At 38.7% G+C, this 14,656-nt stretch carries 15 protein-coding genes, 1 pseudogene and 1 riboswitch; of the genes and pseudogenes, 2 read left to right on the top strand and 14 right to left on the bottom strand.

All coding sequences use genetic code 11. From position 1 onward, the window contains the following. Positions 1 to 7: 7 nt before the first annotated feature. The 12 genes and pseudogenes from L8T27_RS10915 to L8T27_RS10970 all read right to left on the bottom strand — a co-directional run bounded on the left by L8T27_RS10915 (position 8) and on the right by L8T27_RS10970 (position 10,297). Positions 8 to 736 (bottom strand): exonuclease domain-containing protein, encoded by a 729-nt coding sequence (locus L8T27_RS10915; protein WP_237942299.1) that lies wholly within the window; start codon positions 734 to 736, stop codon positions 8 to 10. Between the two features lie 4 nt (positions 737 to 740). Next, positions 741 to 1,721, bottom strand: a complete 981-nt coding sequence (locus L8T27_RS10920) for a DUF294 nucleotidyltransferase-like domain-containing protein (protein ID WP_237941532.1) — start codon at positions 1,719 to 1,721, stop codon at positions 741 to 743. A gap of 118 nt (positions 1,722 to 1,839) precedes the next feature. Further along, the gene (locus tag L8T27_RS10925; RefSeq protein ID WP_233313653.1) at positions 1,840 to 3,105 is read right to left on the bottom strand and encodes an ammonium transporter; all 1,266 of its coding nucleotides are present in this window, start codon (positions 3,103 to 3,105) and stop codon (positions 1,840 to 1,842) included. 328 nt (positions 3,106 to 3,433) lie between these two features. After that, positions 3,434 to 3,514 (bottom strand): annotated as a pseudogene (locus L8T27_RS28925) (YjcZ family sporulation protein); the annotation flags it as partial. A 154-nt stretch (positions 3,515 to 3,668) separates the two neighbouring features. After that, complete coding sequence (gene thiE, locus L8T27_RS10935; protein ID WP_237941533.1) at positions 3,669 to 4,355, bottom strand: thiamine phosphate synthase; 687 nt, start codon at positions 4,353 to 4,355, stop codon at positions 3,669 to 3,671. A 17-nt stretch (positions 4,356 to 4,372) separates the two neighbouring features. Then, entirely contained in the window at positions 4,373 to 5,185 is an 813-nt protein-coding gene (gene thiD, locus L8T27_RS10940) for a bifunctional hydroxymethylpyrimidine kinase/phosphomethylpyrimidine kinase (RefSeq protein ID WP_237941534.1), read from the bottom strand. 1 nt (position 5,186) lies between these two features. Then, positions 5,187 to 6,014 (bottom strand): hydroxyethylthiazole kinase, encoded by an 828-nt coding sequence (thiM, locus tag L8T27_RS10945; protein ID WP_237941535.1) that lies wholly within the window; start codon positions 6,012 to 6,014, stop codon positions 5,187 to 5,189. Positions 6,015 to 6,152: 138 nt separating this feature from the next. Beyond that, a riboswitch (TPP riboswitch) is annotated at positions 6,153 to 6,262 on the bottom strand. A 48-nt stretch (positions 6,263 to 6,310) separates the two neighbouring features. Beyond that, positions 6,311 to 7,099 (bottom strand): TIGR03943 family putative permease subunit, encoded by a 789-nt coding sequence (locus tag L8T27_RS10950; RefSeq protein WP_237941536.1) that lies wholly within the window; start codon positions 7,097 to 7,099, stop codon positions 6,311 to 6,313. A 40-nt stretch (positions 7,100 to 7,139) separates the two neighbouring features. Then, positions 7,140 to 8,144 carry a permease gene (locus L8T27_RS10955; protein ID WP_237941537.1) on the bottom strand — a complete coding sequence of 335 codons (1,005 nt, stop codon included), beginning with the start codon at positions 8,142 to 8,144 and terminating at the stop codon, positions 7,140 to 7,142. Between the two features lie 132 nt (positions 8,145 to 8,276). After that, a complete protein-coding gene (locus tag L8T27_RS10960) occupies positions 8,277 to 9,197 on the bottom strand; it encodes a CobW family GTP-binding protein (RefSeq protein ID WP_237941538.1) in 921 nt (306 codons plus the stop codon). 130 nt (positions 9,198 to 9,327) lie between these two features. After that, positions 9,328 to 9,507: an H-type small acid-soluble spore protein gene (locus tag L8T27_RS10965; protein ID WP_233313645.1), complete on the bottom strand. Its 180-nt coding sequence runs from the start codon at positions 9,505 to 9,507 to the stop codon at positions 9,328 to 9,330. Between the two features lie 133 nt (positions 9,508 to 9,640). Continuing rightward, a complete protein-coding gene (locus L8T27_RS10970) occupies positions 9,641 to 10,297 on the bottom strand; it encodes a hypothetical protein (protein ID WP_237941539.1) in 657 nt (218 codons plus the stop codon). A gap of 209 nt (positions 10,298 to 10,506) precedes the next feature. Here L8T27_RS10970 and L8T27_RS10975 point away from each other — a divergent pair, with 209 nt between their 5' ends. Both L8T27_RS10975 and L8T27_RS10980 read left to right on the top strand, forming a co-directional pair. Beyond that, positions 10,507 to 11,379: an SH3 domain-containing protein gene (locus L8T27_RS10975; protein ID WP_237941540.1), complete on the top strand. Its 873-nt coding sequence runs from the start codon at positions 10,507 to 10,509 to the stop codon at positions 11,377 to 11,379. Positions 11,380 to 11,507: 128 nt separating this feature from the next. After that, positions 11,508 to 11,741 (top strand): DUF378 domain-containing protein, encoded by a 234-nt coding sequence (locus L8T27_RS10980; RefSeq protein ID WP_233313642.1) that lies wholly within the window; start codon positions 11,508 to 11,510, stop codon positions 11,739 to 11,741. 32 nt (positions 11,742 to 11,773) lie between these two features. Here the strand turns inward: L8T27_RS10980 and L8T27_RS10985 are convergent, their stop codons facing one another. After that, positions 11,774 to 13,069: a globin-coupled sensor protein gene (locus L8T27_RS10985; RefSeq protein WP_237941541.1), complete on the bottom strand. Its 1,296-nt coding sequence runs from the start codon at positions 13,067 to 13,069 to the stop codon at positions 11,774 to 11,776. Positions 13,070 to 13,240: 171 nt separating this feature from the next. After that, positions 13,241 to 14,563: a sensor domain-containing diguanylate cyclase gene (locus L8T27_RS10990; protein WP_248574439.1), complete on the bottom strand. Its 1,323-nt coding sequence runs from the start codon at positions 14,561 to 14,563 to the stop codon at positions 13,241 to 13,243. Positions 14,564 to 14,656 lie beyond the last annotated feature (93 nt).

Genomic DNA, 14,656 nt, shown 5'->3' on the forward strand with positions numbered 1-14,656 from the left:
TAAAAATTTATCTTCTAGCTAGCATTTCATAAATATCCTGCAATGTAACACAGCCTAAGTCCTGCGCTTTTTTTAAATAGCGCGACCAAAGCTGCGCAGTCAATCTCGCATCCCCAAGAGCATGATGCCGGTTATTTGCCGGGATGCCATTTAAAGAGCACCAATCCTCCAGACTGACAATTGTTTTATTTGGTTCAACAATTTTAAACAAAAAAGCAGTATCAACAACACGGTGTTTAAATGGTGTCTTGAATTGCTTCCAGCACGCAGACTGCATAAAGTTCTTTTCATGTGACGAATGATGAGCGACAAGTGTATCATTTTCAGCAAACGCAAAAAACTTTACGAGCGCCTCTGATAACAAGGGCGCTTCTTTTGTGTCCTCATTTCGTATTCCTGTTAGTAACGAAATTTCTTCAGGAATAGGACCATTCGTATTTACCAATGTGTAAAATTCTTCCTCTGTCACTGTACAGCCCTTTACTTTAACAGCACCAATCGAAATAATCTGGTCGCCCTTATCTGGGAAAAAACCGGTTGTTTCTATATCAAAAACTACTGTCTCAATGTCCTTCAACGCCAACTGGGAAGCAATTTCGATTTTCAATTCCTTTTGAAGCTGTCTCATAAATGCATGCTGCTGGGAATTTAATGCCCCTGTTCCTTGATTAAACACATTAGAATTCATCTTGCCATATAAGTCTCTCATATATTGAAAAAAAGATTCCACACCCACATTTTCACCCTTTTTCAATTAGCCTTTTCACTTGCTGATATAGCTTGATTCCTTTTCTCAGCAAATGCTTTACCTCTGTTCTTTCTTCCTTTGTCAATTGGTTAATATTTAAGAAATGGACATCACTGTAGTCCTTATCATCCTGAAATGAAGCTGTGCGATAGGTGAGAATCCGCCGAAAATAGCGCTCATATTCTACCATTAACGGTTCATAGACACCGATCTTCTTCAAATCTGCCATCCTGCCTAATGTAGAGGTAGCGATAACTCCCTCTTTTATCGCAAGCAGCCTAACTGAATTAACATAAGGCAAATACAGCGTATTCTTCATATGCAGTGAGCCGCGATGCACTCCTGTCCGCTCCACAAAAAACTGGCCAAAAATGCCGACTCCTTTTTTAATTCTCATCACATTATTTAAAAATCTGACAAGCAAGGCAGGATGCTGTTCCCTGTACGCATGGATAACGGATCTTAGCTCGTTTACAAACTCTTTGTTGCCGATAAGTTCTCTGCTGTCATAAAAAATCTGCAAATAACGAATTGATTCCCAATTCTCCATTTCCATCCATTTGTTCAGCTGTTCTTGCCATTCTGCAAAGGATTTACACCAAATAGGATTGCTGCTCATAACATTGCCTTCACAATAAGGATAGCCGACCGTGTTTAGTGCATCACTCACCATCTTACCGAGAGCTAAAAAGTATTCTTGCACAAAAGGAGCATCCTTTTGAAAAATCATCCCATGATCTTGATCACTAATGACACCTTGCTCCTTCCTGCCTGCACTTCCTGTTACAAACCAGGCAAAATCACAAGGCGGTTTTCCATGCTCTTTTATAAACTCCTCATAAACAGCACCAAATGTTTCTGTTAAGATTAAATCATGCTGGTTGTTAAGGGTTTCATTCGTTAAACGTTGAAGTTTCTTAAAACCTTCCTTCTCTCTCTTTAACTCTAATAATCTTCCATTATATGAGCACATCCACGCACTTCCTTGCACATATATAGTTAATAATATTTTAGCATATTTTTTAAAAAATGAAGCTTATAAGAAAGGAGAAGCCTCACTTTTAAAAGTGAGGCTTGCTTTATGTCATGTATTAGACGCTTTTTGACTCATCCTTTGGCAAGAACACTTCTGGATAACCGTATGTTCCATGCTCACTGATGTCTAGACCCATAATCTCCTCTTCTTCTGTTACGCGCAGTCCACTGATCTTTTTAATTACAAACAAGATAGCAAAGCTGACAACGAATGCGAATAATGCACATGTTACAACACCTAACGCCTGAACACCTAACTGATGGAAGCCGCCGCCGTAGAATAAACCTGGCTGCCCAACAGTAGCTAACTCTTTCGTTGCGAACAACCCAGTTGACAATGTTCCCCACACCCCTGCAGTACCATGAACAGATAGTGCAAAAATCGGATCATCAATTCTTCTGTTCTCAAAGAATCGAACACTGTAGAAAACAAGAATTCCAGCAATTAAACCAATTACAACCGCGCCCCAAGTATCAACGAACGCACATGATGCAGTGATTGCAACAAGCCCAGCTAATGCTCCATTAAGCGTTGTTGTAATATCTGATTTTCCTAGGACAATCCAAGAGATTAACAATGCAGAAACCGCTCCGGCAGCTGCAGCTAAGTTTGTATTCAAAGCAACAAACCCGAAGAATCCATCTGCAACAGAAACTGTGCTTCCAGCGTTAAACCCGAACCAGCCGACCCAGAGAATAAGTACACTCAATGCCGTATACACTTGGTTATGACCGAAAATCGGATTAGCAGAACCATCAGCATTGTATTTACCGATACGAGGCTTTAAGAGAATAGTAGCAGCAAATGCAGCCATCGCACCTGTTAAATGCACAACCGTTGATCCAGCGAAATCCTGCTTCCCGTGTTCAGCAAGCCAGCCGCCGCCCCAAATCCAGTGCGCAATGACCGGATATACAATGGCAGAGAATAGAACGGAGAAAATCAAGTAAACTGATAATTTAGCACGTTCTGCAAAACCGCCAAGTGCAATTGTTAAGGAGATTCCGGCAAATGCAAGCTGGAATACGAAGAATACTGAAGTCTGCAGCGCAGCATCCGGAATTTGTTCACCAGAATAGAAGAACTCTGACATTCCAACAAAAAAGTTTGCATTTCCTCCAAAAATAAAGCCATAACCGACAGCCCAGAAAACTAATGAAGAAATTCCGAATGTGAAGATTGTTTTGCCGGCAATATGACCAGCATTTTTCATTCTTGTGGAACCCGCTTCCAATAATATAAATCCGCCAATCATAAAAATAACTAAAATTGCACCAACCATCGTCCACAAGCTGTTCATCAAAAATTCTAAATTATCCATTAAGTCATTTTCCCCCTTTTTGTAATTTAGTTTACATGAAGTGTCATATAATCTAACACTTGATAAACCTTATTTTACCGATATAAAAAATTCTGTCAATATTTTTTATAAATTTAATTTTCTAAAAACTTAAATTATTTTAACTAAGCTTCTCTTTCCCTATCTCTAATACGCTTTCCAGATATTTATGTATAAAACTTACTGCATAGATGAAGATTCAACAAACTGTTAACAGATGGTATTCCATGCTATCCCAATCACCAACTTACGTAACAAAAGTTGACATAAACAAAAAAAGCCAGCCTTTTCAGGCCAGCTTTAAAAATTATTAGCAAATCAATGTTGCACCAACAATGATTAATAGTATAAACAATACAACGATCAACGCAAAGCCGCCACCATAACCGCCGCAGCCTCCGCCGTAACCATATCCGCCATATCCGTAACCGTACATAGAACATCTCCCTTTCTGATTTCGTATTTGCAGCTTTTTTCGTGTTTCCTTTGCTGCTTGCTACAAAATCATCTTATGCGGTAAATGTCTATTTGGCTGGGTGTTTGCCTTAATTTTCGCTAAAAACCTTGTTTTTTTCAGAGTGATTCGATACTGCTGCCAATACACGCTCTGTTTGGAGCTGTGGATTGTTTGATGCGCTGATTTCGGAAATAAGTGCGACACCGTCGCCGCCTGCTTCCATTACTGGTGTGGCATTAGCCGCGGTTATCCCGCCAATTCCAACAATGGGTATGTCGGTATTTTGTCTCCTTACATCCTTAATTAATATTGTACCACGCACTTCTTTTGCATCTTTTTTTGTATTCGTTGGGTAAATGGGGCCAATCCCTATATAATCAGCACCTGCTAATATTGCTGCCTCTACTTCCGCGAGACTGTGTGCAGACACACCAAGAATTTTATCACCGATTTTTTCTCTGACTGAATGTGCCGTTTCATCATCCTGACCAATATGCACACCGTCTGCATTTAGTTCTACTGCTAAATCTACATCATCATTAACAATGAATGGAACTTTATAAGATTTACAAAGCTGCTGAAGCTTTTTGGCAAGCTCCTTTTTAGCAGAACCAACGAGGGCATTCTCTCCTTTTTCACGGAACTGGAACATAGTGATGCCCCCTTTCAGCGCTTGTGTAAGCACTTCTTCCGGAGGCAGCTTGCTGTTATTACTGCCCATAATAAAATAAAGCTTCATCAGCTGCTTCATTTCCTGCACTGTGTATTTCTCCATGACCTTTCTCCCTTTCCCTACTGTAATGATGATGCACGCATCTTTGCATAAGCCCAATGATTAGTTGGGCCATGCCCTTGGCCTATGTTCAAATCATGCTTTATTGCTAAATAAACAAATTCCTTGGCCGTCTCAAATGATTGGCGAACAGACAGCCCGTTTGCCAGAGATGCTGCCATTGCTGCTGCAAAGGTGCAGCCTGTTCCGTGCGTGTTCTTCGTATTCAGTCTTTTTGAGTCAAGAGTAAAAAAGACACTGCCATCATAAAGCAAATCAACAAGGTTATCCCCATCACCGTGACCGCCCTTTATTACAACATACTTAGCACCCATGCTATGCAGCAAAACAGCAGCTTCCTTCCTTTCGTCCATACTGCGAATCGACAAGCCTGTCAGAACTTCGGCCTCTGGGATATTCGGTGTAATGACTGTTGCTAATGGGATAAGATGCTCCTTCAAGGCGGTAACTGCAGCATTTTGCAGCAAGCTCGCTCCCCCCTTTGCAATCATAACAGGATCTACTACAATGTTCTTCCATTCATATTGCCTGATTTTTGCTGCAACAAGCTCGATAATACCACTGTCAAAGAGCATACCCGTCTTAATAGCATCTGTGCCGATATCTGTGGCGACTGCGTCAATCTGTTTTTCAATTGATTCCAAAGACATAGGATAAACAGCAGCTACTCCTAAAGTGTTTTGTGCTGTTACTGCTGTAATGGCTGACATGCCGTACACACCGAGCTCCTGAAATGTCTTTAAATCTGCCTGAATACCTGCACCGCCTCCAGAATCTGAGCCGGCAATTGTCAAGGCTATTCTTTGCTTCATATCACTCACCTGCTTGCATTGTTATTTTTTTATAGTTCCTAACATCCTCTTCAGCAATGCTGTATAACGCATCTAAAAACGCTGTCTGAAAGCTGCCCGGGCCAATTTCCGGCTTATTATCTACAACTTTTTCAGCGGCAATCCCATAAACAGCCAGACCGCTAGCTGCTGCAAGGAGCACGTCTTGTTCCACAGCGATAAACGCAGCCAGAACAGACGATAGCAGGCAGCCTGCGCCAGTCACTTTTGTCATGATAGGATGACCATTGCCAACATAATAAATTTCCTGCCCGTTTGTCACAACATCCTTCTCTCCTGTAATACATACAGGTGCACCGATTTTTTGCGAGGCTTTAACAGCGATTTCTGCATGATCATCTAAGGAAGAAACAGAATCCACTCCTCTTATTTCTGCTGCCATTCCGGCAACATTTGCAACCTCGGCAGCATTCCCCCTCAATAACGTTATATTAACCTCTTGCAAAATACGCTGAATGGAAGTGGTGCGAAAAGCCGTTGCACCAGCTCCAACTGGATCTAGAATTACTGGTGTATTAGCAGCGTTCGCTGCTTTTCCGGCAATAATCATGCTTGTTACATTGTCAGCATTTAATGTACCGATATTTAACACGAGAGCATCTGCTATTGATGCCATATCTGCAACCTCTTCTTTCGCATAAGCCATCACAGGAGAAGCGCCAATTGCCAGCAATCCATTTGCAGTGAAATTGGTGACAACTACATTCGTGATATTATGGATAAGCGGCGTTTTCTCTCTTAATCTGGTAAGAAGCTCTTCTGCTGTTGGGTTGTGTTTTACTGATGTCATTTTTTCATCCCTGCCTTCTAGTATTATTTCCAAACAAAAAAGCTTATGTTTAAAGTAACTCGGAAAATGTCGTTAGACCTTCGGGAGTTTACAAAAACATAAGCTTAAAAACGAAAAAACACTTTGCCTAAACAAAGTGTCTATTATTATGTACACTCCCTGCGCTGGCATTATCCAACAGGTTCATACGGTCGATGACAGTTAGTCATCCTCTCAGCCTGATTCCACAAGCTCCCGTTAAATATTTTATTACTATTATCTTATAAGAACAGTGGAAATTTTGCAAGATTATCAAACTAGAAGAGATATAAATACTCATCCTTTGGCGCCTCAGCAGCTTTGATGCTGTCCACTTTAATGGTCGGCATGGCACCGCCGTCGATTTCTTGTTTTACAACCGTTCCTTTTATTTCATACCAGCCATTTGTTTCTGCGGATTTAAGATTGCCATTAAGCATATAGCCATACACTGACAAATCGACAATACAATGTGTCATGACATATCTTGCAATCACTGCCTCATTTTCTGCAAATCCATCTTCTCTGTAAATAAAACCTTTCATCACAATCTGTGTTCCTTCCACATCATCCAGCTGATTATTTAGCACATCCATTACTTGGAAATAATTCTCATCATCGACCTCAATATACTTCTTGTCATTTAGAACAGCTGCAAGCTCTATCGCTGAATCCGTTCCTTCTGCAAGCTTCGTTGTATTTCCTTCATGAGCTGTAAGCTTGGCCAAGGCATCATCATGCAAGGAATAGTCGCTTAACGAAAAAAACAGTACAAGAGGACATAAGAAAAAGAGATACGATAAAGTGAGCTTCCACGGCGGAACATTTTCATCACATACATCACAGTCACAATCTGCTCCTTTTAAGTTACTGTTTAACAGGCGAAAAAAGCCGAGCAAAAACAATAGGACCATCGATATAAGCAAAAAGGGAAGCATCTTAGGTGCAACAAAGGCAGTAAGCATATTTTTCACATACAGCTTAAATATAATGAGACTAAACCCGATCATAATAATTCCTTGCATTTCATTTGAAAGCTGCCACATCGGACTCCAACGTAATCTCATTTTTCATTCCTCCTTTATGACAGTTTTTGGACAATACAACTCACATAAAATGACCTGCGATAATGGACAATGCAAAAACAATAACGGAAACGACTAAAATAAAGACTGCCACAAATTTAAATTTAAAGGATGCAAGCATAACAAGCGTGTTTTTAAAATCAAGGATTGGTCCAAATACAAGGAAGCCAAGAATCGCCTCTGGTTGGAATGTCTTCGTAAAGGAGACCGCCACAAACGCATCTGCTTCCGAGCATAATGACAGAATATAAGCTAAAGCCATCATAACAGCTGTTCCTTTAAAAACATTTTCCCCAGCCAGTCCATATAAAGTCTCTTGCAAGTATACTTGGGCTATGGCAGCAAACAACGCACCAATAATAAAATATTTAGCGACCGCAAAAAACTCAAAGCATGTGTGATGAAGAATTCCCTTCCATCTAGAATCTCCTTTATTCACATTTACAGGTACATTGCCGACTAAATCTTCCTTATGCATTTTTAAAACATTCTTTTTGGAGAAATAGGCATGCATGATAAAACCGACAATAACAGCGGCAACAATACAAACAATAAACCTGCCATAGACAATCGGCATATTTAAACGGAAAGCATAAAAGGTGCTTCCAAATACGATAAAGTTTAAAATCGGCGCACACATCAGTAAAACGACACCTACATGGACCGGGACGCCTTTTTGAATAAGTCTCCGAACTACAGGAATGATGGCACATTCACAAACAGGAGTAATACATGCTGCAAGTACACCTACAAAAATTGCAGCAATTGGATTTTTAGGAATAATTTTGGCTATCATCGCTTCTGAAACATAAATATTGATAACCGAGGAAGCAATAGCACCAAGCAGGAGAAAAGGCAGGGCTTCTAGGAAAATCGCCAGAAAAACGATAAATATAGACTGAACATCATCCGTTAGCAATTGTTGGACAACTGGTAGAGTTGAGACATCTCCGAAGAAAAATAAATACATCAGGAACAGGAATAAGGCAAAGACAATAAAATCTTTTATACTAGTAGGAATGGACATATCTATCTCCTTTAAAAAATTGATATACCTGCTTGTCTATCTTTCTATCATCTACTCTATGCTTATCCTTCTTCTATTATGTCTTTCCTTCCCAAAAAGAAATGTCTGCAAGGAACCCTTGCAGACATTTCTTTATATATGAATTTCTTCTTTTTGCAAATCATTGCCTATCAGCACAATTTCTCCTGCAGCTGCAGGCCGCCTTTTGCCAAGATTTTCCCATTCCATTAAACCTGAAGCATATTGGAAATGATACCATTGATTATCTTCCTTGTTTTGCACAATTCCTTTTGCTCTGTAAAGACGCTCTTTATTCTGCTCTAACAGTTCCGCAATTTCTTTTTTGGATGCCCGCTGTTTATACGTCAGTTTGACTGCCTTTATATGATGATGATGGTGATGTCCTCCCAAATCCTCTGCAGGAAGCGGAATGGCTGTATCGCTTCCATCTAAATAGAGAGTAACACCATCTCCGTATGCTGTATGGATAATTGGTGCATGCTTATTGTATTTCCTGATAATTTTTTCTGCTTTTTCAACTGCTGTTTTTTCATTAACCTGATCCATTTTATTTAAAACTATTAAACTTCCTCTTTCAATCTGTTCCTTCTGCAGCTGTCTTACTTCCTTGGAACTCGAGAAGATGCTTGTATACTCTGCGACATGCATGCTGTCTACAACACAGATGCTTTCCTTTAACTTGAAATCGGCAGCAAACCGCTCCTCTTTAAAGGTGTCGATTATCTCTGACGGATTGGCCACGCCAGTCCCCTCAAGGAGAACGACCTCGATTTGCTGATCACGTGCCATTACGGCAACCTCATCTAAAGTCGTGCGCAAATCATCCTTAACAGAGCAGCATACACAGCCATTTAGCAGTTCAAACAGCGACTCACTTTCAAACAAATGCTTTTCTAAATTGGCATTTCCTAATTCATTAAGGATGATTGCATATTTTTTATTTATATTCTTGAAATGCTGCATACACTTCAAAAGAGTGCTCGTCTTCCCGCTGCCTAAAAAGCCATTAATTAAATAGACATCTGTTTTCATAAATTCCTCCTATAAGCACAAATCTTTTTCAAAATGTATGCAGCAGCAATCATTTTTAGTACTGGAGTTTTTTTACACAAAAAAAGCCCGACAATGGGCTTTCCTCTAGTAATTGTGTATACTAAAGCCTTTACATTTCTTTTAAGCTTTCAATATCTACTTCTGTTCTTTCTTCTATGCCGCCCACTAAGTGTACAATGGCCGTCTGATCTTCCTCTTTAATCTCATCAATCCAGATGGATACTCCGTTATATTGGACTTCGATTTCTGCAGGAGAAGATAAGATCTGTTTCGCTCTATTGATGTCCACTTTTTCCACCTACTTTCTTCATCAGAGATTGCCTGCTTAGCTAATTTTATGAACAAATGGTCCATTTGGTTCCAAAAATGGTCATATGCTCCTTTAACATTATGTGATTATTCGTTTTTTTCTATTCAATATTTCAATCACTAATTTCTTTATAAACGGTGCCATCGGTATCTGTAATCAGAATTTCAGATTCTATTTTATCTATGCCAATCACAATAAAAGGATTCTTTTCAAGCGAATTATTATAATTGGTGCGAATTTTTATTTCTGTTCGTCCATTACTGTTTTCCACATCCAATAATTCTATCGTGTTTCCTCTCATTTGCTCACCAAGTGTTAAAAATATCCCTTTGCTTCCTTCAAGGATATTAAACATCTTATAACCTCTTATAGATGGATTTCCCTCGATATTATGCAAATGTGTAAGCAGACCTTGACTCTCCACATTCCCTTTGTCGACAACCCAGTAGTTCACTTTATCAAAATAAGTGTACGCCGAAAATACGACTGCGTATAACAGTACAATTAAACAAAGAGTTTTTTTCCAAAAGGAACTCTTTACTACAATAAAAAAAATAATCGCCATGGAAATGACCCCTATGCTCACTATTCCAAACGGCATTCCTTCAAATCCACCTATAAGAAGGATAGAAACAAGTAACAAGATAATCCCCCCACATAAAACGGACAAACTTCTTTTGACGTTAGGGATACCTTTTCCATACACATATGTAACCAAATAAATGATAATGCCAATAATAAAACCGATTAGTAATAAAGTTGATAACACATTTTCCCCTCCTAGTATAATAACGAACAGATATTTACATATTACACTTCCACTACGCTAAAATCCATAATTTGGACAAAATGTAATAATTAAGTTTACGCTACTGCGGAGAAAATATTTAGCATAACTTGGAATAAAACATATACTTTTTTCCTAGTTTTTATGATAAAATCTTTTTGGAAAAGAGAGAAAAACTAGGGGGAAGAATATTGAAGAAACTTTTCAAAAAGATTTCATTTCTTATTGTATTAGCATTAGCAGCAAATCTTTTATTCCAGACTGACTTTACAAAAACAGCAAGTGCTGCCTCATCTTACACTTATTACATAAAGTCAACTGCAAATCTATACAGCAGTACAAAAAGCAACGCAAAAAAGCTGAAGTCTATCCCAGTTAACACGAAGCTGACTACAACCAGCGCGAAAAAAGACAAAATGTATAAAGTGAAATTCGACGGTAAAACAGGTTATGTGTATGCATCCAAGCTTTCAACAAAACTTACAAGTGTGACGCTTTACACAAAAGATAACGCCAATTTATATGACAATACATCTAAAAAACAGAAAAAGCTAATATCCATTCCTGTAAACGCTAAACTTGTCACACAATCGGTGATTGGCAGTAAAATGTATAAGGTAACGTATGAAGGAAAAACTGGTTATATTTATTCTTCTAAGCTTGCAGCAAAAAAAGTTAGCAAGGTGCCTTTCGGTAAAACTGTACGTGTTGGCAATTTTACAGTGAAGATAGACAAGCCGATTAACGAATATGGGGAGAGCTATCTATTCGATGGAAATAACAGTTATATCGCATTGCCTGTAACTATTACTAATTATGGAGCAAGGGATTATATTGGCTGGCTTTCTGAAGGTTATGTCAACAACAAATACTATGATGTATTTGATAATTGGTACTTTGCAGTTGATTATGAAGATGAAGAACTAGAAGGTTCCGAGATGCTTTCAAAAGGAAAAAGCTTAAGTGGTTATATCACTTTAAAAATGGCTAAAGGTAAAAATTTAGAGTTTATATATGCAGACAATTATTACGAAAATTTTATTACCTTCTATGGTAAAAACTAATTTTATCCCCCCTTCCTTTATGAGGAGGGTCTTTTTGGATACATTTACCTTTTCACAATATGTTTCACTTTCCTCCATACAGTGTAAATACAAACTAAGAACGAAATACACTAAAAGGAGGAATAGTCATGACAGCATTACAGAAAACAGCATTAGTTCTAACTATTATCGGAGCAATTAACTGGGGATTAATAGGATTCTTCCAATGGGATCTTGTAGCAGCTATTTTCGGCGGACAAGATGCAGCATTATCAAGAATTGTTTATGGACTTGTCGGAATCGCTGGTCTGATTAATATCGGTATGCTTTTCATGTCACCAAAGGAAAAGACATCTGATCAACATGTAAGAACAAACCACTAAAAAATGAGGCTGGCGCTGCCAGCCTTTTTTGTTTATTCCATCTCTTTAGCAATCCATGTTAATTTGTCTGCAGATACAGCCACCTCTTTAAAATCGCTGCCCATTTCATTGATGAGCTGTATGAAAGAAGCAAGTTTTTCATCTATCCTGTTGTTTTGCCCTTTTGTTTCACACATTGCTTCTAAAATATGCTGGAAGTGCTCAGCTGTTTCCTGCATACTTTTATTCCCTTTTGAGATTTCTTCCATGATTTTATCTAAAGAGCTTGTCAGTTTTTCTGTTTGTCCATTTGTATTTTGAATCAAGGTGGCCACATTGGCGACAGATTTCTTCGTATCATCAGAAAGTTTTCTCACTTCTCCAGCAACGACAGAAAAACCTAATCCATGTTCTCCGGCCTTTGCTGCTTCAATAGCTGCATTTAAAGACAAGAGATTGGTTTGTTCCGCAATTCCTTTCACAATATTAATAATTTCAGCCATTTGATTGGTGATAGACAGCAAGACATGCACATCTCCTGTAATTTCATTGACTTTATGGTGAATATTTTCCATTGTGGCTGCTTGCATGTTAATTTGCTGTTTGCCTTGTAATGCTCGCTCCTCTGCCAAATTGGATAAGTCTGCACCTTTTTTTGCGAATATAATCATGTCGTTAGACTGACCAACAAGGTCCTGAAACGATTGATTTGTTTCCTCAGAGATAGCAGCAAGATTTTCTGAAGCCTCTGCTACACTTTGGCGAATAAGCAGCTTTTCCTGTTCCCCTTCCGCTTTAATTCGGTCTGATTCTGCATCATAAGCCTCAAGAACTAATTGCTGTTCCAAGTTTAAAATTTTTGACACAGCCCTAATTAACGGCATATGCTCCTCTTTATTTGGGAAATTATCTTCAATCAACCCAAGCAAGGACAGCAGCAAATCTTGAAATGCACACATATACCATTTCGTCTGCAGTCCAATTTTGACATGAACATGAGCAATTCGTATCCGTTTCTCCAAAAACTCACGATTGATTTCACCGGCAAACATTTCACCTATATGTGTTCGCAGTGTTTTTTTTAAGCGCTCTATAGAGCTGTTATCTTGAATGATTCCAAGCAAAGACGGCTCATTTTCTAAATTTTTATAAAATCTGTCTACAATTCCCCCGATATTATTCAGCACATAGATATGCATCCTTTTAAGCTGGATTAAATCCTCTGCTGTTAAACCTATCATCTGAACTTGTTTGTATACCTCACTGTTTCTAGCAACCTTTAACTCCACATCCCCTAATGTGAATTGTTCAGCTGTTTCTCTTTTCGCTCTTTTTTTCGTTAAAAACAAAGACCCCACCCCTACTTTTTTCCTATATTACACTTAGAATACCATATGATTTCCAGAAGATAAATATCCGGTTATTAACAACTAATAGGTACAAATGTTCATTTTGTTCCTGTTTAAAATTCAAATCTACAAAAATAAACCAGCTTCAAAAAAAGGAAGCTGGTTATATTTTCATACTAAAGCGGATTCTGAATAAAACTGGTATTGACCTCTGCCGTTTTTCTTTGCTTCATATAGTGCTGTATCGGCCATATTCAACAGTGTTTCAATCGTTGACCCGTCATTAGGGTAAAGAGCAACACCCATGGAGGACGATGTTTTTAATACATGGTTCTCATCAATTGCCCAAGGCTCTTTTAAGCTTTCACATAATCTGGAAATGATTTTTTCTGCCTCTTCTTTACTATTCAGCCCTTCAATAGTAATAACAAATTCATCTCGGCCTACTCTAGCAATACTGTCTGTTAACCGCAAATTTTTCTCTATTCTTCTGACATACAGAGCAAGCAGCTTGTCTCCAATTTCATGACCGTATGTGTCATTAATTTGCTTAAAGAAATCAAGGTCAAGAAAGGCAAGGGCAAGCATTTTATTCGTTTGCTCGGACTCTGAAATAAGCCTTGGCAAGTTTTTCATTAAAGAGCGCCTGTTCGGAATTTTGGTGAGGTAGTCCTGATAAGCCATTTCCTCGAGCCTGTGTTCATACTCTTTTCGTTCCGAAATTTCTCTGGAAGCTAAAATGATATAATCAAGTTCCCCGTCGTCTCCTCTTACACAAGAGCCATTTGCTTCAAACCATCTGTATTGACTGGCGGCATCTATTAGTCTAAATTCAAATTTATAATCAACATGTCTCTTTTCCACTACACGATCAAGCCGTTCTTGCATTTGTTTTGCATCAAGTTTGTGGAGAAATGTAAATAAGCTTTCTCCCTTTAAAGGACAGCTGTCAAAGCCGAGAATTCTCTTAAAGGAAGGAGAAACATACTGAATGGAGCCTGCACTATCAACAAGCAAAATAATATCCTTCATCTTTTCCGTAATAACCCGAAATTTCCGTTCACTTGCATGCAGTAATTGCTCTGATTTCTTCCGGTCTGTAATATTGCGAGATACGATAATTAGGTGACTGCGCTGTCCTTCACCATCAAAAACAGGGGTTTTAATGACTTCCCACGTATTTTCCACACCATTTTGATCAACTAATGATTTTTCCATTTTAAGAGAGCTGCCTTTCTCCCAAGCCAATTCATCTGTTGCGTGATTACGAATAAATTTATCTCCCATGTCTGGTATAAGCTCGGCAAGCTCTACATCTGTTTTGCCTTGATAACAGACACCAGCTAGCCGGTATGATTCAATGACCTTCTTATTTGTGAGAATCCATTTGCCGGCACCGTCCTTTACGACAATAAATTCCTCTATTAAATCAATTAACAATCGAAGCTGGGGCTCTTGCAGTTTTAAAAAAGACAGATGCTGTGTGAAGTCCATAAAAATTTCCCCTTCTGTATCTCTACCAAATAGTTCTTTAGTACTAAACATTATATATTTGTCTATTATATGAGCGGAAAAACTGGATAGCAA

The organism is Niallia sp. Man26 (assembly GCF_022049065.2).
In the GTDB taxonomy this organism is placed as follows: Bacteria; Bacillota; Bacilli; order Bacillales; family Cytobacillaceae; genus Niallia.